At 68.5% G+C, this 14,812-nt stretch carries 12 protein-coding genes; 9 read left to right on the plus strand and 3 right to left on the minus strand.

The genetic code is table 11. The features are described from left to right. Positions 1–12 precede the first annotated feature (12 nt). Together OG300_RS39240 and OG300_RS39245 are read left to right on the plus strand one after the other, a co-directional pair. The gene (locus OG300_RS39240) at positions 13–1,017 is read left to right on the plus strand and encodes a pyridoxal phosphate-dependent aminotransferase (RefSeq protein ID WP_405490016.1); all 1,005 of its coding nucleotides are present in this window, start codon (positions 13–15) and stop codon (positions 1,015–1,017) included. Then, positions 1,017–1,553, plus strand: coding sequence for a MarR family winged helix-turn-helix transcriptional regulator (locus OG300_RS39245; protein WP_405490018.1), 537 nt, complete (start codon positions 1,017–1,019; stop codon positions 1,551–1,553). Before OG300_RS39240 ends, OG300_RS39245 begins: the two co-directional genes overlap by 1 nt. Here the strand turns inward: OG300_RS39245 and OG300_RS39250 are convergent. From OG300_RS39250 to OG300_RS39260, 3 genes are all read right to left on the minus strand, one after another. Continuing rightward, positions 1,550–2,956 (minus strand): serine hydrolase domain-containing protein, encoded by a 1,407-nt coding sequence (locus OG300_RS39250; protein WP_405490020.1) that lies wholly within the window; start codon positions 2,954–2,956, stop codon positions 1,550–1,552. The genes OG300_RS39245 and OG300_RS39250 overlap by 4 nt on opposite strands. A gap of 44 nt (positions 2,957–3,000) precedes the next feature. Next, entirely contained in the window at positions 3,001–4,032 is a 1,032-nt protein-coding gene (locus OG300_RS39255; RefSeq protein WP_405490022.1) for an alpha/beta hydrolase, read from the minus strand. A gap of 93 nt (positions 4,033–4,125) precedes the next feature. After that, on the minus strand, positions 4,126–4,839 hold the full coding sequence (locus tag OG300_RS39260; RefSeq protein WP_405490023.1) for a Mut7-C RNAse domain-containing protein: 714 nt from the start codon (positions 4,837–4,839) through the stop codon (positions 4,126–4,128). A 693-nt stretch (positions 4,840–5,532) separates the two neighbouring features. On the opposite strand from OG300_RS39260, the gene OG300_RS39265 reads away from it, so the two are divergent. From OG300_RS39265 to OG300_RS39295, 7 genes are all read left to right on the plus strand, one after another. After that, positions 5,533–7,092 carry a condensation domain-containing protein gene (locus OG300_RS39265; protein ID WP_405490025.1) on the plus strand — a complete coding sequence of 520 codons (1,560 nt, stop codon included), beginning with the start codon at positions 5,533–5,535 and terminating at the stop codon, positions 7,090–7,092. A gap of 156 nt (positions 7,093–7,248) precedes the next feature. Next, positions 7,249–8,940, plus strand: a complete 1,692-nt coding sequence (locus OG300_RS39270; RefSeq protein ID WP_405490027.1) for a nucleotide disphospho-sugar-binding domain-containing protein — start codon at positions 7,249–7,251, stop codon at positions 8,938–8,940. After that, positions 8,937–9,911 (plus strand): ATP-binding cassette domain-containing protein, encoded by a 975-nt coding sequence (locus tag OG300_RS39275; RefSeq protein WP_405490029.1) that lies wholly within the window; start codon positions 8,937–8,939, stop codon positions 9,909–9,911. The genes OG300_RS39270 and OG300_RS39275 overlap by 4 nt, the downstream gene beginning before the upstream one ends. Further along, complete coding sequence (locus OG300_RS39280) at positions 9,908–10,741, plus strand: ABC transporter permease (protein ID WP_405490031.1); 834 nt, start codon at positions 9,908–9,910, stop codon at positions 10,739–10,741. The genes OG300_RS39275 and OG300_RS39280 overlap by 4 nt, the downstream gene beginning before the upstream one ends. A 13-nt stretch (positions 10,742–10,754) precedes the next feature. Further along, the gene (locus tag OG300_RS39285) at positions 10,755–12,107 is read left to right on the plus strand and encodes a hypothetical protein (protein ID WP_405490033.1); all 1,353 of its coding nucleotides are present in this window, start codon (positions 10,755–10,757) and stop codon (positions 12,105–12,107) included. A gap of 77 nt (positions 12,108–12,184) precedes the next feature. Then, positions 12,185–13,192, plus strand: coding sequence for a diiron oxygenase (locus OG300_RS39290; protein WP_405490035.1), 1,008 nt, complete (start codon positions 12,185–12,187; stop codon positions 13,190–13,192). A 92-nt stretch (positions 13,193–13,284) separates the two neighbouring features. Continuing rightward, positions 13,285–14,781, plus strand: coding sequence for a flavin-containing monooxygenase (locus tag OG300_RS39295; RefSeq protein ID WP_405490037.1), 1,497 nt, complete (start codon positions 13,285–13,287; stop codon positions 14,779–14,781). Positions 14,782–14,812: the final 31 nt, after the last annotated feature.

Here is a 14,812-nt window from a genome sequence, read left to right on the forward strand (position 1 = left end):
CGGGACGGCGTGATGACCCAGGTGGTGACGGCCGGACATCGGCTGCAGCTCAACGAGATTCCCTACGGACCGCCGCCCTCGGTGCAGCAGGCGCTGAGCCGGGCACTGGCCTCCGCCAACCGGTATCCGGAATTCCTGCCGATGCGGCTGCCCCGGCTCATCGCCGAACGGCTCGGCTGCGCGCCCGGCCGGATCGTGGTCGGGGCGGGCGCGACCGGGGTGATCATGCACATCGTGCAGGAATTCGGTTCCGGCGGTGCGGAAGTCGTGATGGCGACGCCGACCTTCGACGGCTATCCCATCCTCACCTCGATGGCGGGCGGGCGGCCGGTCGGGGTGCCGCTGACCGCCGACGGCCGCCAGGACCTCGCCGCCCTGGCCCGCGCGGTGACCGAACGGACCCGGCTGGTGGTGGTGTGCAGCCCGCACAACCCCACCGGAACCCTCATCCGGCCAAGGGAATTCGAGGAATTCCTGGGTGAGATCCCGGCCACCGTCACGGTCGTACTCGACGAGGCGTACGTGGAATTCGTGGCCGAGCCGGACCGCATCGACATCTTCACGCTGCTCGACCGGCATCCGAATCTGCTGGTGCTGCGCACCTTCTCGAAGGCCTTCGGGTTGGCGGCGCTGCGGGTCGGCTACGCCGTGGGTGACGCGGACCTGATCGACCAGGTCGCCCGCTGGCAACTGCCCTTCGGGATGACGGCGCTGGCCGAGGTCGCGGTGCGGGCCTGCTACGAGGCCGAAGCCGAGATCGAGGCCCGGGTGGCGGTGCTGGGCGAACACCGCGACCGGCTCACCACCGGACTGCGGGACCTCGGCCTACGCGTGCCCGAAAGTTACGCCAACTTCTCCTACCTGACCCTGCCCGCACCGGACAACGACCGGGTGGCAACCGCGCTGGCGGGAGCCGACATCCACGTCAAGTCCTATCCCACCGGCATCCGCATCACGGTCGGTGATCAAGCGGCCACCGACGCGGTGCTCGACACCGTGCGCAGTACAGTGCAGTAATGCACGACATTCCGCCTTCCGATCCCGAACCCGAGGATATCGGCGAAGACCTCGGGCCCCGGGCCGGAGCGGACGAGGAGATCGACTACGAACTGCTGTCGCTCAATGCCCAGCTATGTTTCGCGCTGTACTCCACGTCACGATCCATGACCGCCGCCTACCGGCCGTTCCTCGAGGACATGCACCTCACCTATCCGCAGTACCTGGTGCTGCTGGCGCTGTGGGAACGGCCCGGCATCACCATGAAGGATCTCGGTGAGCAGGTCCACCTGGACTACGGCACCCTCTCCCCACTGGTCGCGCGACTACAGTCGCGCGGACTGGTGGAGAGCGTGCGCAGCGCCACCGACGGTCGGGCGGTCGTGTTGCACGCCACCGACTCCAGTCGCGAACTCCAGCACGGCGCACAGCAGATGATCCGCACCGTGCTGGAGTTGGTGGACGTTCCGATCGAGGAGATCGAGGCGCTGCGCGACACGGTCAAGGCCCTGGGCGCCCGGCTCGACGCCGCCGCCAGCGCCGCCCGCGCCCGCTAACGCTGCCCGCTGTTCAGGGCGGCCAGCGCCGCCCCGATCTGGCCGCCCGAATCCAGCAGCGCGCCGAAGATGTCCTGCGGCACCAGCTTTCCGTGGCACCACACCAGATTGCAGTCCCCGGCCGCGTACGGGCCGACGCCCAGCAGGATCTCGGTGACGTTCACCGGATCCAGCCAGAAGGCCAGATCATCCAGACTGCCGATCACCGGGCCGAGGCTGTTGTCGTAGTTGTAGGGGTTGTCCGCCGGCTCCGCGGGCACATCGGCGACCGCGGCGGTGACGCGACGCAGGAACTCCTTGTTGTCCGGATTGGTCTCGGCGGCCAGTGAAGTCTGCAAGTTGGCGGGGTCGATATGGGACGGGACACCCAGCCGCACGATCACCATGTCGCGGCTGGGGACGACCGCGATGAACTGCCCGAGCGCACCCACGAACGAGTACAGGTCGCGGGGAGCGCCCGGAAACATGGCGTGATCGAAGACCTTCGCGACCGGGACCGTCGCGGTCTTGTACGAGTCACCGGAGTTGAGCCAGAACAGGAATCCGTAACCGGGATTGCCGGGCGTGCCCTGCTGCGCCTGCTGGATGTAGTCGGCGTCGACGAGTTGCCGGTCACCCCAGCGGCCGTTGTCGAGCATGAGCTGCCCGAGCCGGGCGACATCGTCGGCCCGCATCGCCAGCCCGCCGTTGATCGCGGTGTTGCCGCTGCGATCCCGCAGCCACACCCAGTGGTCGCGGTCGATTCCCAAGGGCGACATCAGCTCTCGCTGCACGAAGTCCTGGAAGTCCAGGCCGGTGGTGATCTCCACGATCTTCGGCAGCAGCACCAGCGCGGCCTGCGCGTACTGGAAGGTGGTGCCGGGCGCGAAAGCGACCGGGGATTCCAGGGATTGCAGCACCTCGTCGGTGGCGATGGCCGCGCCATCGCCGGCCCAGGTGAAGCGCAGGCCCGTGGTCTGGGTGAGGACCTGGCGGACGGTGAGCGCGGCGTGGGCGGGATCGGCCTGCGGGAAGAACTTGCCGAGCGGATCGTCGAGCCCGAAGTAGCCCATGCTGATCGCCCGGCCGATCGCGACCGACGCCACCCCCTTGCTGGCACTGGCCAGGGGATAAGGGATGTTGCCGGTGCCGGTCCGGTCGCCGATCAGGCAGCCGTGCCGGTACACCTGGATGCTGAAACCGCCGGTGCGCGAACCGAAGTCGATGGCATCCGAGAGGGCGGTGGAGTCCACGCCGGTGGCCTCGGGCGTGCTGCGGCCGAAGGCGTCGGCCCCCGTGGGTTCGGCGCAGCGGTCCGCCGCGGGATCGGCCAGTGCTACCGGAGTGCAGGGCGAGACCAGCGCGGCCGCGGTGATGGCCGCGCCGAACAGGGCCGCGCCCAGCAGGCTGCGATTCGATTTCATCGGGGTCCTAGTCGAATATCGGTTCGTGTCAGCGGTTTCCGCTGTCACCGCACTGCTGCGGCGAGCGGATTGCGTTCGACGCTGAAGTACGTCTTGTCGCGGGGCAGTCGCCAGTCCGGGCCGACGAAGAATTGCCCGGCCGTCTCGTCACCGAATCCCAGGTAGCGCAGCCAGGCCACCGCGGTGCCCGAGGATCGGTAGGCGTCGGCCCCGTCGACGGGCGAGAAGTGGCTCACACCACGGGCATTCGCGATCCAGGCCGGTGCGTTGAAGGTCAGGTTGTACTGCCACCAGCGCACCCAGGCGAAGTCCGGCACCACGAAATCGTTGACGCCGGTGAGGAACAGCGTCGGCACCGTCAGCAGCGGACCGATGGCGACCGGGCCCGGCTCGATGGCGAGGACGCCCGCCACGTGCAGTGTCGGATCGATGGCCGCGGCCACGCCGGGCAGTACCGACGCCAACTGCTGAGCGGCCGCGCCGCCCGCGGAATGCCCGGCCAGGATGGTGTGCGACAGATCGACCTTGCCGAACAGCGGCGAGTTCTGATCGCGGTCGTGCATGATCGCCAGCGCCAGTCCGGCGGCGGGCACATAGGCCAGCGAGTTGAACCACTCGTAGGGGATCTCGACGATGAAACCCTGGCTGGTCCACTGCCGGGCCAGGCTGTCGTACATGCCGGGGTTGGCGTCGATGCCGCCGGTCAGCACCACCAGTGGGGCGCTGCCGAGATCCGCGATATCGGCCGGGTAGTAGGTGTCGACCCCGGCGGGGGAGTCCAGGCCGTTGGGGAAGGCGGCGGTGCAGGTGAGGTCGTCGGTATTGCCGAAGATATGGACGGCGACGTTCTGCACGAATCCCACGATGGAGTCCTGACACGGCCCGACGCGGGCGTCGGTGGCCACCGGATGCGGGCCGGTACCGCCGTAGAGGTCCTGCGCGGTGGGGTCGGCGGCCGGTGCGGTGATCGCGGAGTCGTCCGCGACGGCCGTTGCCGTGCTGAGTGATCCGATGCCCAGTGTCAGGGCCGCCAGCGCCGCGGCGAATGCGCGACCTGGTGTCTGCGTCCTCGTCATCGAGGTCCTCCGTTTCCGCGACCGGCTGTGAAACCGCTCAGTCTCAAAGGAGGTTAGGTGGGTGTGGGGTGCGACACAATGGCCGTCGGTGAATCAGGCGAATTTTGTCAATGCGTCCGTGACGATGGCGTCGAGGTGGGCGTGATGAGCGCCCTTCCAGTAGGTCTGGCCGCAGTCGACGCACTGGGCGAAGGAGTCGTAGCTCTGGCCGGTGTTGTCGGGCAGGCGGTCGCGGACCACGTCCGGGTCGGCGGGGCGCAGGTCGCCGTTGCAGGCGGTGCAGCGGGTCCACGGGGTGAGGCGAGGGGCGAAGCGCGACAGCACATCATCCAGCTGCTCGGCGGGCTGGTTGCTGTAAATGTAAGCGCCGGAATAGATTTCGCGACGACGCAGCAGGCCGCGGTCGCGGGAGAGCAGGACCCGGTGCTCGGTGGCCGAGCGGGTCGCCAGGGCGGCGTCGCCGATATCCGGATTCTCGTATGCCGCATCGATTCCCAGCAGCCGCAGCCGGCGGGCCAGCGTGCCCAGGTGGATGTCGAGCAGGAAGCGCAGCGGTTCCGGGCACGGCTGCGGGCGCGCGACGGCGGTCACCGCGATCGTCTCGCCGGACGCGGGCTGATGCGCGGGCGTGACTGGACGGCCGTTCACCGCGAGCCCGCCCACCTCGGTCAGCGGTACGCCCAGTGACTCCACGACGTGCCCCAGTGTCGAGGTGCCGTCGATGCGGACCCGGGTGGCGGCCGCCCGCTGCCCCACGAAAACCCGCAGCTCCGGCGCGAACTCGACGTTGATCTCCCCAGCGTTCACCAGGTCAGGATCCCAGAAAACCGGCGGTCGGGGGCAACTGGTTTTCTGCTGTCGAACGGTCTGTTGAGAAAGCGAAAAGTGAACTGGCTGCCCTTTTTGGGTAGTTAGTGGCGCAAACCACACTGGAATCGTTTTGGAACAATCCGTTAACCAATAATTTGCCTACCCGTGAGTTGCGAACTTGGAATGTTGGTGTTTTTCTTAACTGGCAGGTCACTCGGAACACCCGCGGACGAAGAAGTCTCACCCATCGGGTGCCGTATCCCGGCAGTGTCGCCACCGCATCCACGACCTGCGATCACCACGTCGCCGTTCTTCGGCGCTGGTCTTGATGAAGGTGAGAGGAAATCGGGCCATGAACGCATTCGCGCCGCTCATCGTGCCTGTCCTGGCTACCGCCACACCGGCCGGGGGCGATGCGACCGCCCCCGCCGGTGCGGCACGGGCAGGCTGTATCGGCGCGCGGACAACGGGATCCGGAAGCGCCAGCGTCGGCGCGGGATCCCCGGGCGCATAACGTCCGGTTCACGCCGGGCGGGGGGCTGACGGCGCGGGGGCGTCGATATTTCAATAGCTTCCAATTCGCCGAACGGCTTATAAACCATTACTGGAGCAATGGTTTCACGCAGCGGGATTTCTTTACGAAATTTCTACACCGCGACGGTACGGCGGAAATCCGATGAGGGAGACATCATGGATTACACCCACCTATCCGAATTCACCGTGCGCCCAGGGGAACTGACCCTCTGGCAGGCCGAGCTGGCGGTCGGCGCGACCTGGGCGCCAGACGAACGCCCCTTCGCCAGCGTGCACGTGCGGCACTGCGCCGACACACCCGGCGACGATCCCCGGCCTGGACGCGGTCGCTGGATCGGGACCATCTTCGAAATGGACGCCCCCTTCGACGCGGCGCACTGGCGCGAAACGGTCCGGCACTGGCACGCCCGCCACGAAGGACTGCGCAGCACCCTCGCCGATACCGGCAGCGGGGAACCGCGGCGGCTGATCTGCGCGCCGGACGCGGTGACCGTCGCCGCGGAACTCGTGCCCGGTGTCACCGACTCCGAGCACATCAACGAATTCCTCACCGACGCACTCGAATTGCGACTTTCGCCACTGCGCTGGCCGCACTGCCTGCTGGCCACCGTCGAGCACGCGGACACCGCCGACTTCACCGTGCTGGTCGCCGCCGACCACTCGGTCATGGACGCGTACTCACAGGCCATCGTCATTCTGGAACTGCGCGCGATCTACGGCGCCATCGCCCGCGGCGAGGAAGTGCGCGAATCGCCGACCTTCGGCAGTTCGGCCGATTTCGCCGAATGGGAACGCGCCGCCGCCGCCGCGCTCACCACCGAATGCGAGCCGGTGCGCTACTGGCGGCGCTTCCTCGACGGCTCCGCCGGCATGCTGCCGCGTTTCGAACCCGCCATCACCGCGGGCAGCGCGGAGCTCTCGCACCGGCCGCAGGCCAGCGTGTCGCGGAAGCTGTTGTCGCTCAGCGACCTCGAACAGGTCGAGCAGGGCCTCACCCAGCGCGGGCACCGGCTTTCCGTCGCGGTGTTCACCGCGCTGGCCATCGCCTACCGCCGCACCTTCGGGTTCATCTCGCTGCGCGCCATCATGCCGATCGCCACCCGGCCGGATCTGCGCTACCTGGAATCCATGGGCTGGTTCGTGAATGTCGTCCCCATCGACATCACCCTCGCCCCGGACCTGGATCTCGACAGCGCCCTGGAGACCACCCGCGGCACCCTGCGCCGCTCCAAGATCGCCAACGACGCCACCTGGACCCGGGTGCTGGAACTCCTCGATTGCACCGATCGCCCGCGATTCGGCATCTCGTTCCTCGACATTCGCGTGCTGCCGGACTACGAACTGGTCGAATCCCTGCGCGGGCACACCCTGCGCGCCGAGTCCTACTCCGGCGACGAGGTGTTCTTCTGGATCGTCCGCGCCGCCGACGGCCTGCGGCTGTCCACCCGCTTCCCCGCCTCCTTCCCGGCGGTGGAGATGGATCGGTTCCTCGCCGAATTCACCAGGGCCATGGCTGATTTCGCCCGCGACACCCGTCCGGTCGTCACCTACGAACCCGCTTGCTCGAGCGCCACCGCCATCCAGACCGGCGCGGCGGCGGTCGCCACGGACCCGGCCCCGATCGCGGAGACCCCGACCATCGCGGCGACCGCCGAACGGCTGCCGGTCGCGGCTCATGCCGCGCCGCAACTGGTTTCGGCCCCGGCGCAGGTGTAGGACCATGCGCGCGCTGTCCGGCGATCGCGGAGGCGACCGCCCGGGTGGACTGCTCGGCCGCGATTCCTCCGGCCGCCGCCACCGCCTCTCGGCGGCCCGGCCATACGACCCGATCTGGCGCTGCACGGTGATCCGGACCCCGAACGGAGGCGAGCGATGAACATCCTGCTGGCCTTCGCGGGCAGTCGCGGCGACGCGCAACCCGGCGTCCTGATCGGCTCGGAACTGGCCCGGCGCGGCCACCGGGTGACCGTCGCCGTCTCGCCGAACCTGGTGGAATTCGCACGGCGGCAAGGCATTCGAGCGGTGCCGTTCGGGCTCGACAGCGACGACCTGCTGCGCGCCCAGCGCGACGACCGCCGCTTCACCCACCCGAACCCGGTACAGCGCGTGCGCGCCGTCCTCGACCTGCAACGCCGCGGGTTCGCCGAGGCCGCGCGCGATCTGCACGACCTGGCGCGGGACAACGACGTCCTCGTCACCGGGATGGCGTGCGAGGAGGTCGCCACCGAAGTCGCCCGCCACCACGCCATCCCACTGACCGCCCTGCACTTCTTCCCCATCCACGCCACCCGCGCGATCCCGGTCATCCCGGCCCCCTGGGGCCACCACATCCCCGGCCCCCTCAACCGCCTGGCCTGGCAAACCCTGGCCAAGGCCCGCGCGTGGTCCCTGGCCGCTGAGATCACCGCGCACCGCAGGACGGTCGGAATGCACGACCACGCTGACGCTCAGCCGGGCGAAACATGGAGTGCCACTGTGGTTCCCGGACCTGCGGAACTGGCCAGCCGAGCCGCCCGGTCGATGAAACGGGACCGACTAGCAGCCCGGGCCTCCGGCTCACCCGCCGAGACAATGACACTCGCACGTCGGGCGATGAATTCATCGGATCCTACGACCGCGTGGGAATTACGCGACCGCAGTGCTTTTCGGAACATCGATGATGACGTACTTGCCGCGTCGGCCGGGTGCGAGGCGGACCAGGCAGCCGATCGGGGCGGGCTGTTGTCCCTCACCCTCGTACCCGGGGGTGCGAACCATGCGCCCGATGCGGGTTCGCAGGGTGCAAGTACTCCAGCGAGCAAGCGACGCGTTCCCGGCACTCACCTTCACAGCGAGTCGGCTGGGGCGAGCGCGGCGGACCCCAACCTGGCGCAGGAGTCTATGGGCCGCAACGTTATCCACGCCTACGATCCCGGACTGTTCCCGGGGCTCGCGGACGAGCTGCCGGGTGCGATCTTCACCGGGTTCCCGGTCGTGCCGGTCGGGTCGGTGCCGGTGGGCGCGACAGTCGTCGGTGCGGTGGACGCTCAGCAGGGGCGGCTCGACGAGTGGCTGCGGGAGGGGGCGGCGCCGGTGTACGCCGGGTTCGGGTCGATGCCGATCTCGGATCCGGAGGCCACCGAGTCCATGGTGCGTGAGGTAGGGCGGCGGCTCGGATTGCGAGTGTTGCTGGTGGGCGGGATGTTTCGTGCTCGGATCACCGCCGAGCTGGCGGTTGTGGCGCAGGTCGACCATCAGGCGGTGCTGCCGCGGTGTGCGGTGGCGGTGCATCACGGGGGAGCGGGGACCACGGCCGCGGTGTTGCGGGCCGGGGTGCCGGGGGTGATCTGTTCGGTGCAGGCCGATCAGCCCTATTGGGGGCGGCAGCTCCACGAGCTCGGGCTGGGGGCGACGGCGCCGTTCGCGGGGTTGGACGCGAATCGGCTGGAGTGCTTGCTGATTCAGGCCACCGAGCCCGCGGTGGTGACGCGAGCTGCCGACTACGGCGCGCGGTTCCGGGACGACGGAGTCCGCCGGGCCGCCGATGCCATCGAATCCATGACAACGCTCGGAGGAGTCCGATGAGCACTGAGATCGCTATCGAAACCCAGGGTCTGGGCAAGAGTTTCGGGACCATGGCCGCCGTCGAGGCGGTGGATCTGAAGGTCGCGGCCGGGACGGTGTTCGCGCTGCTCGGGCCGAACGGCGCGGGCAAGACCACCACCGTGCGCATGCTGGCCACCCTGCTGCGGCCCAGCCGCGGCACCGCAACGGTTTTCGACTACGACGTGGTGCGCGACGCCACCGCGGTGCGGTCGATGATCGGCCTCACCGGGCAGTACGCGGCCGTCGACGAGAACCTCACCGCGTGGGAGAACCTGCGCCTGTTCGGGCGGCTGCTCGGATTGAGCGGCCGCGCCGCCTCCGATCGCGCGGCCGAACTGCTCGAGGAGTTCGAACTGTCGGCCGCGGCGCAGCGGCGGGTGACCACGTTCTCTGGCGGCATGCGGCGGCGGCTGGACCTGGCCGCCACCCTGATCACGGTGCCGCCCTTGATCTTCCTCGACGAGCCGACCACCGGCCTGGACCCGCACACCCGCGAACGCATGTGGTCGGTGGTGCGCGGACTGGTCGGGCGCGGGGCCACCATCCTGCTCACCACGCAGTACCTGGAAGAGGCCGACGCGCTCGCCGACCGGATCGCGGTCATCGACCACGGCACCGTGGTCGCGGAAGGCACCGCGGGCGAACTGAAGTCGTCGATCGGGGAGGAGATGCTGCGCATCGACCTCGCCGACCCGGCCCAGCGCCCGCTCGCCGACGCCGCCGTCGAACGCCTCACCGGCGTGACCCCGCTGCACGGCGACAACCCGGCGACGCTCACCGTCCCGCTCGACGACATCGGCACCGCCGCCGACCTGATCGCCGCCTGCCGCGCCAGCGGAATCCGCCTGCGGGGCTTCGGCGTCGAACGCCCCGACCTCAACTCGGTGTTCCTGGCCCTCACCCGGCGTCCGGCCCGCCCCACCCTCCCGGCAGAAAGGGCGAGCGCATGACCGTCCTGTCCGAAAGCACCATCCTGGTCCACCCGGCGGCCCGCATCGCCAGGCAGCCCCGCATCACCCACGTGAGCATCCGGGCCTCGCTGATCCAGGCGCTGATCATGGCCCACCGCGGCCTGCTCACCTTCCGGCACAGCCCGCAGCTGCTCTACGACGCGGTACTGCTGCCCATCGTCGGACCGCTGCTGTTCGGCAGCGTGTTCGGCAAGGCCATCGCGGGCAGCCTCGACGCCTACCTGCCCACCCTGATCCCGGGCGTGCTGGTGCAGATCGTGCTGACCTCCTCGGTCGCCATGGGAGTGCAACTGTCGGAGGACATTCGCTCCGGCGTCTTCGACCGCTTCGTCTCCATGCCCATCGCCCGCTCCGCCCCGGTGACCGGTGCGCTGCTGGCCGGGGCGACCCGCTACGTGATCGCCGCGGTGATGGTGCTGCTGGTCGGCTTCGGGATGGGGTATCGGCCCGACCATCCCTTCGGCCTGCTGCTCGGCGCGGTGCTGGTGGTCTTCGCCACCACCTCGATGAGCTGGCTGTTCGCCTTCATCGGCGTCACCGTCGCCAAACCGGCCGCGGTGCAGGGCATGTCGATGCTGGTGCTGACCTTCGTCAGCTTCGCCTCCAACGCACTGGTGCCGGTCGCGGCCATGCCCGCCTGGTTGAAGCACGTCTCCGACTACAACCCCGTCTCGCATCTGGTGGCGGCCGTGCGCCAACTCGCCGAATCCGGCCACATCGGCTCCGACTTCGCCTGGTCGGTCGGCGCCGCGCTGATCGTCGCGATCGTGTTCGCGCCCTTGACCGTTCGCACCCTGCGTGCCCGCTGACCCGGAGGCCGACGTGACCACACTGCTGAACCGGCTCACCGCCGACGACGACCTGTTCCTCAAACTGCACGACCTGTACGGCACCGCACTGGTCAACCAGCTGGCCTGGCGTTTCGACGAGCCACTGGATCCGGCTGTGCTGCAACGCTTCCACGCCCATCTCGCGCACGGGTTCCTGGCCCGGCGGGTGGTGACCACCTCGGTGCCGCTGGCCCGGCCGTGGTGGGTGTCGGCGGCGACCAGCGAGCCGCTGGCCCTCGACACCGAGCCGGTGCCCGAGAGCGGCGTCCTGGACTGGTTCTTCGCACAGAGCCGCATCGAGTTCGATCCGGTCACCGGTCGGTTGTGGCGGCTGTCGGCGGCACCGACCGAGACCGGTGGCACCCTGCTGTCACTGGTCACCTCGCATGTGGGCGCGGACGGCGGCGCGGTGCTCTACGCCGTCGGTGACGCGCTACAGCGCCTCGACGCCGGTGAAACCCCGGATATCGCAACCAGTTCGGGCCGACTGGTGGGCGGAATCCCGACCTCGGGCCTGTGGCGCGCCCATATCGCCGACACCCTCGGCCAGCTGCGGGCCGCCGCCCTGGGCATCCGCGCCGCCATCACCGCCCGCAAGGTCACCGAACCCGAACGCAATCCCCGCCCGGCGGAGCCCGCCCTGCCGCTGTCGCCGCAGTACTCGGCGGCCGACCTGGTGGTGGAAGTCGATGCCGCCGAATGGAATTCGGTCGCCGCCGCCCACGACGGCACCGCCAACGGACTGATGGTCGGCGTCGCCGTCGGCATTCTGGGTCGCAGCGACCGCATCCGTGACGGCGCGAAAGTCCGGGTGGACATCCCACATTCGATGCGTGGCCTCGATGACCCGCGCGGCAACGCCACCACCGGCCTGCCCATCGCCGTCGACTACCGCAAGGGCGACCGCACCGATCTGCGCCAGGTCCGCTCGTCCATCAAGCAGGCGGCTCGCGCCTACGCCGACCCCGCCACCACCCCGGCCCTGCAACACCTGCAACCGGTGCAGATGATGCTGCCGCGCTTCGTGCTCGGCTACTTCTCGCGCACCGCCAAGGCCCCGGAATGCCTGTGCACGAACCTCGGTGAGACCGGTCAGGGTGTGGCGACCCTGGGCGGCGTCCGCGCCAGCTCGGTCCTCATGCGCCCGGTCGTGTGCACCGGTGACATCGAACTGTTCCGCCGCCTGGAGGTCGGACTGAACCTGTCGTGGTCCAGCGACGGCCGCACCGTGACCCTCGCGATCACCGGCGCGGACCCGGATCGGTTCCCGACCCGGGTCGCGCTGCGCGACTATGTGGCGGAGGAATTCGAGGCCTGGGGTCTGCGCCCGCGGTTCTGGTCGTAGTTCTTGTTGACGGCACGCCAATTTAGGTGTAACCAGTAATTACAGTTATTTTGGTCACTCCTCGAGAGGCTCTGACAATGGCGTCAGCATCCGTACAGACCGACTCCGTGGTCGCCCTCGCGCGCGAGTACGCCGAGAAGCTCCTGCTGCTCTCGCAAGGCTCGGTCGACAAGCACTTCGATCCTTTCACCGATATCGATTGGGACAACCCGGATTTCGCGGTGGATCACAACGATCCGCGCTGGATCCTGCCGATCTCCGGGGACATGTTCGCGCGGCACCCCTGGTATCAGGCGCAGTCCGAGGCTCGCAAGATCGCCATCGGGCTGTGGCGGCAGGCCAATATCGCCAAGGTCGGGCTGCAATTCGAGACGCTGCTCATCGGCGGGATGGTGCAGCACACCTTCAAGCTGGCCAACGGTTCACCCGAGTTCCGGTACTGCACCCACGAGGTCATCGAGGAGTGCAACCACACCCTGATGTTCCAGGAGATGGTCAACCGGATCGGCATCGACGTGCCCGGTATGGGACCGATCCTCAAGCAGCTCACCTACCTGGTGCCGCCGCTGGCGTCGCTGTTCCCCAACCTGTTCTTCATGGCGGTGCTCTCCGGCGAGGAGCCGATCGACCACGTGCAGAAGGCGATTCTGCGCGCGGGCGACGAGGTGCATCCGATCATGCACGGCGTCATGGCGATTCACATCGCCGAGGAGGCGCGCCACATCTCCTTCGCGCACGAGTTCCTGGAACACCATGTGCCGCAGGCCAACGAGCTCAACAAGTTCGTGCTGTCGCTGGCCTTCCCGATCGTCATGTGGATCGGCGGGCGAGCGATCGTGATCCCGCCGCGCACGTTCTTCCGGGAATTCGACATCCCGCGTTCGGTGCGCAAGGACGTGTTCTTCGGGCAGCCGGAGGCCAAGGATGCGTTCGCCGGATTCTTCGGTGACGTGCGCTCGCTGGCCAAGCGGATCGGGTTGATGAATCCGGTCGCCAAGCAGGTGTGGAAGGTGCTCGGGATCGACGGCCCGACCACCCGCTATCGCTCCGAACCGGATCGGCCGGGACAGGTCCGCGCGGCCTGACCCGGGGTAGTAGACGTTACTGTAAATAACATGTAATACTCGGTTTCGCCCGGACGCCGGTGTCCGGGCGCGACCAGAAGCGAGTACATCCAATGACGCGGCATGTCGACGTACTGATCATCGGCGCGGGCCTGTCCGGTATCGGCATGGCCTGCCATCTGACCAGGGAGAACACCGGGCGCAGCTACCTGATCCTGGAACGCCGGGCCAATATCGGCGGCACCTGGGACCTGTTCAAGTACCCCGGCATCCGCTCGGACTCCGACATGTACACCTTCGGCTACGGCTTCCGGCCCTGGCACGGCACCAAGGTGCTCGCCGACGGACCGAACATCCGCCAGTACATCGAGGACACCGCCGCCGAATACGGCGTCACCGACCACATTCGCTTCGGCCGCAAGGTCACCTCCGCGGTCTGGTCCACCGACAAGGGCCTCTGGACCGTCGAGGTGCTCGACGAGCGCACCGGCCAGACCGAGACCTACACCAGCGACTTCTTCATCGGCTGCACCGGCTACTACAACTACGACAACGGCTACCGCCCGCAGTTCCCCGGCGAGGAGAACTTCAAGGGCCGGATCGTGCACCCGCAGCAGTGGCCCGAGGACCTCGACTACCGCGGCAAGCGCGTGGTCGTGATCGGTTCCGGCGCAACGGCTATCACGCTCATCCCGGCCATGAGCAAGGATGCCGCGCACGTCACCATGCTGCAGCGCTCACCCACCTACATCGCCGCGCTGCCCGCCGACGACCCGGTCGCCGTCGGTCTGAAGTTCGCGAAAGTGCCTGCCGCCCTTGCCTACAAGGCGGGCCGGGCGCGCAATATCGCGTTGCAGCGGGCCAGTTACCAGCTCTCGCGCACCAACCCGAAGCTCTCGGCCAAGCTGATGCTGGCCGCGGTGCGCGCGCAGGTCGGGCCGAAGATCGACATGAAGCACTTCACCCCCAGCTACAACCCGTGGGATCAGCGCCTGTGCGTGGTCCCCAACGGCGACCTGTTCAAGGTGCTGCGCAAGGGTGAGGCCGACATCGTCACCGACACCATCGAGACCTTCACCGAGAACGGCATCCGGCTGTCCTCGGGCCAGCAGCTCGAGGCCGACATCGTGGTCAGCGCAACGGGTCTGGCCGTGCAGATGCTCGGCGGGGCCACCCTCGAAGTGGACGGCGAGACCCTCGCCACCCGCGACCTGGTCGCCTACAAGGGCGCGCTGCTCGGCACCGTCCCCAACATGATGGTGATCCTCGGCTACACCAACGCCTCCTGGACGCTGAAGGCCGACCTGGCCGCCGAATACTTCTGCCGCCTGCTGAACCACATGCGCGACAACGGATACAACGAGGTCGTCGCGATCCCGCAGGAGGGCGACCGCTCCGAGGCATCGCTGATGGGCGGCGCGCTCACCTCCGGCTACATCACCCGCGGCGACGGCGTCATGCCGCGGCAGGGCACCCGCGGCCCGTGGCTGGTCATCAACAACTACTTCCGGGACCGGGCCATGCTGCGCAAGGCTCCCCTGGAGGACGGCATCCTGCGCTTCCGTCGCACCACCGAGCAGTCGACGCCGGTCGAATCCCGCACCGCCTGATCGGTTCCGGGCCAGTGCCGCACCGGTGGCA

This window comes from Nocardia sp. NBC_00511 (genome assembly GCF_045161165.1).
Taxonomy (GTDB): Bacteria; Actinomycetota; Actinomycetes; order Mycobacteriales; family Mycobacteriaceae; genus Nocardia.

Excerpts from the sequence above, each read along its gene's own strand:
- OG300_RS39270 (WP_405490027.1), top strand. The coding sequence starts at position 7,249 with ATGAACATCCTGCTGGCCTTCGCGGGCAGTCGCGGCGACGCGCAACCC.
- OG300_RS39240 (WP_405490016.1), top strand. The coding sequence starts at position 13 with ATGACCCAGGTGGTGACGGCCGGACATCGGCTGCAGCTCAACGAGATT.
- OG300_RS39280 (WP_405490031.1), top strand. The coding sequence starts at position 9,908 with ATGACCGTCCTGTCCGAAAGCACCATCCTGGTCCACCCGGCGGCCCGC.
- OG300_RS39255 (WP_405490022.1), bottom strand. The coding sequence starts at position 4,032 with ATGACGAGGACGCAGACACCAGGTCGCGCATTCGCCGCGGCGCTGGCG.
- OG300_RS39290 (WP_405490035.1), top strand. The coding sequence starts at position 12,185 with ATGGCGTCAGCATCCGTACAGACCGACTCCGTGGTCGCCCTCGCGCGC.
- OG300_RS39295 (WP_405490037.1), top strand. The coding sequence starts at position 13,285 with ATGACGCGGCATGTCGACGTACTGATCATCGGCGCGGGCCTGTCCGGT.
- OG300_RS39265 (WP_405490025.1), top strand. The coding sequence starts at position 5,533 with ATGGATTACACCCACCTATCCGAATTCACCGTGCGCCCAGGGGAACTG.
- OG300_RS39275 (WP_405490029.1), top strand. The coding sequence starts at position 8,937 with ATGAGCACTGAGATCGCTATCGAAACCCAGGGTCTGGGCAAGAGTTTC.
- OG300_RS39245 (WP_405490018.1), top strand. The coding sequence starts at position 1,017 with ATGCACGACATTCCGCCTTCCGATCCCGAACCCGAGGATATCGGCGAA.
- OG300_RS39250 (WP_405490020.1), bottom strand. The coding sequence starts at position 2,956 with ATGAAATCGAATCGCAGCCTGCTGGGCGCGGCCCTGTTCGGCGCGGCC.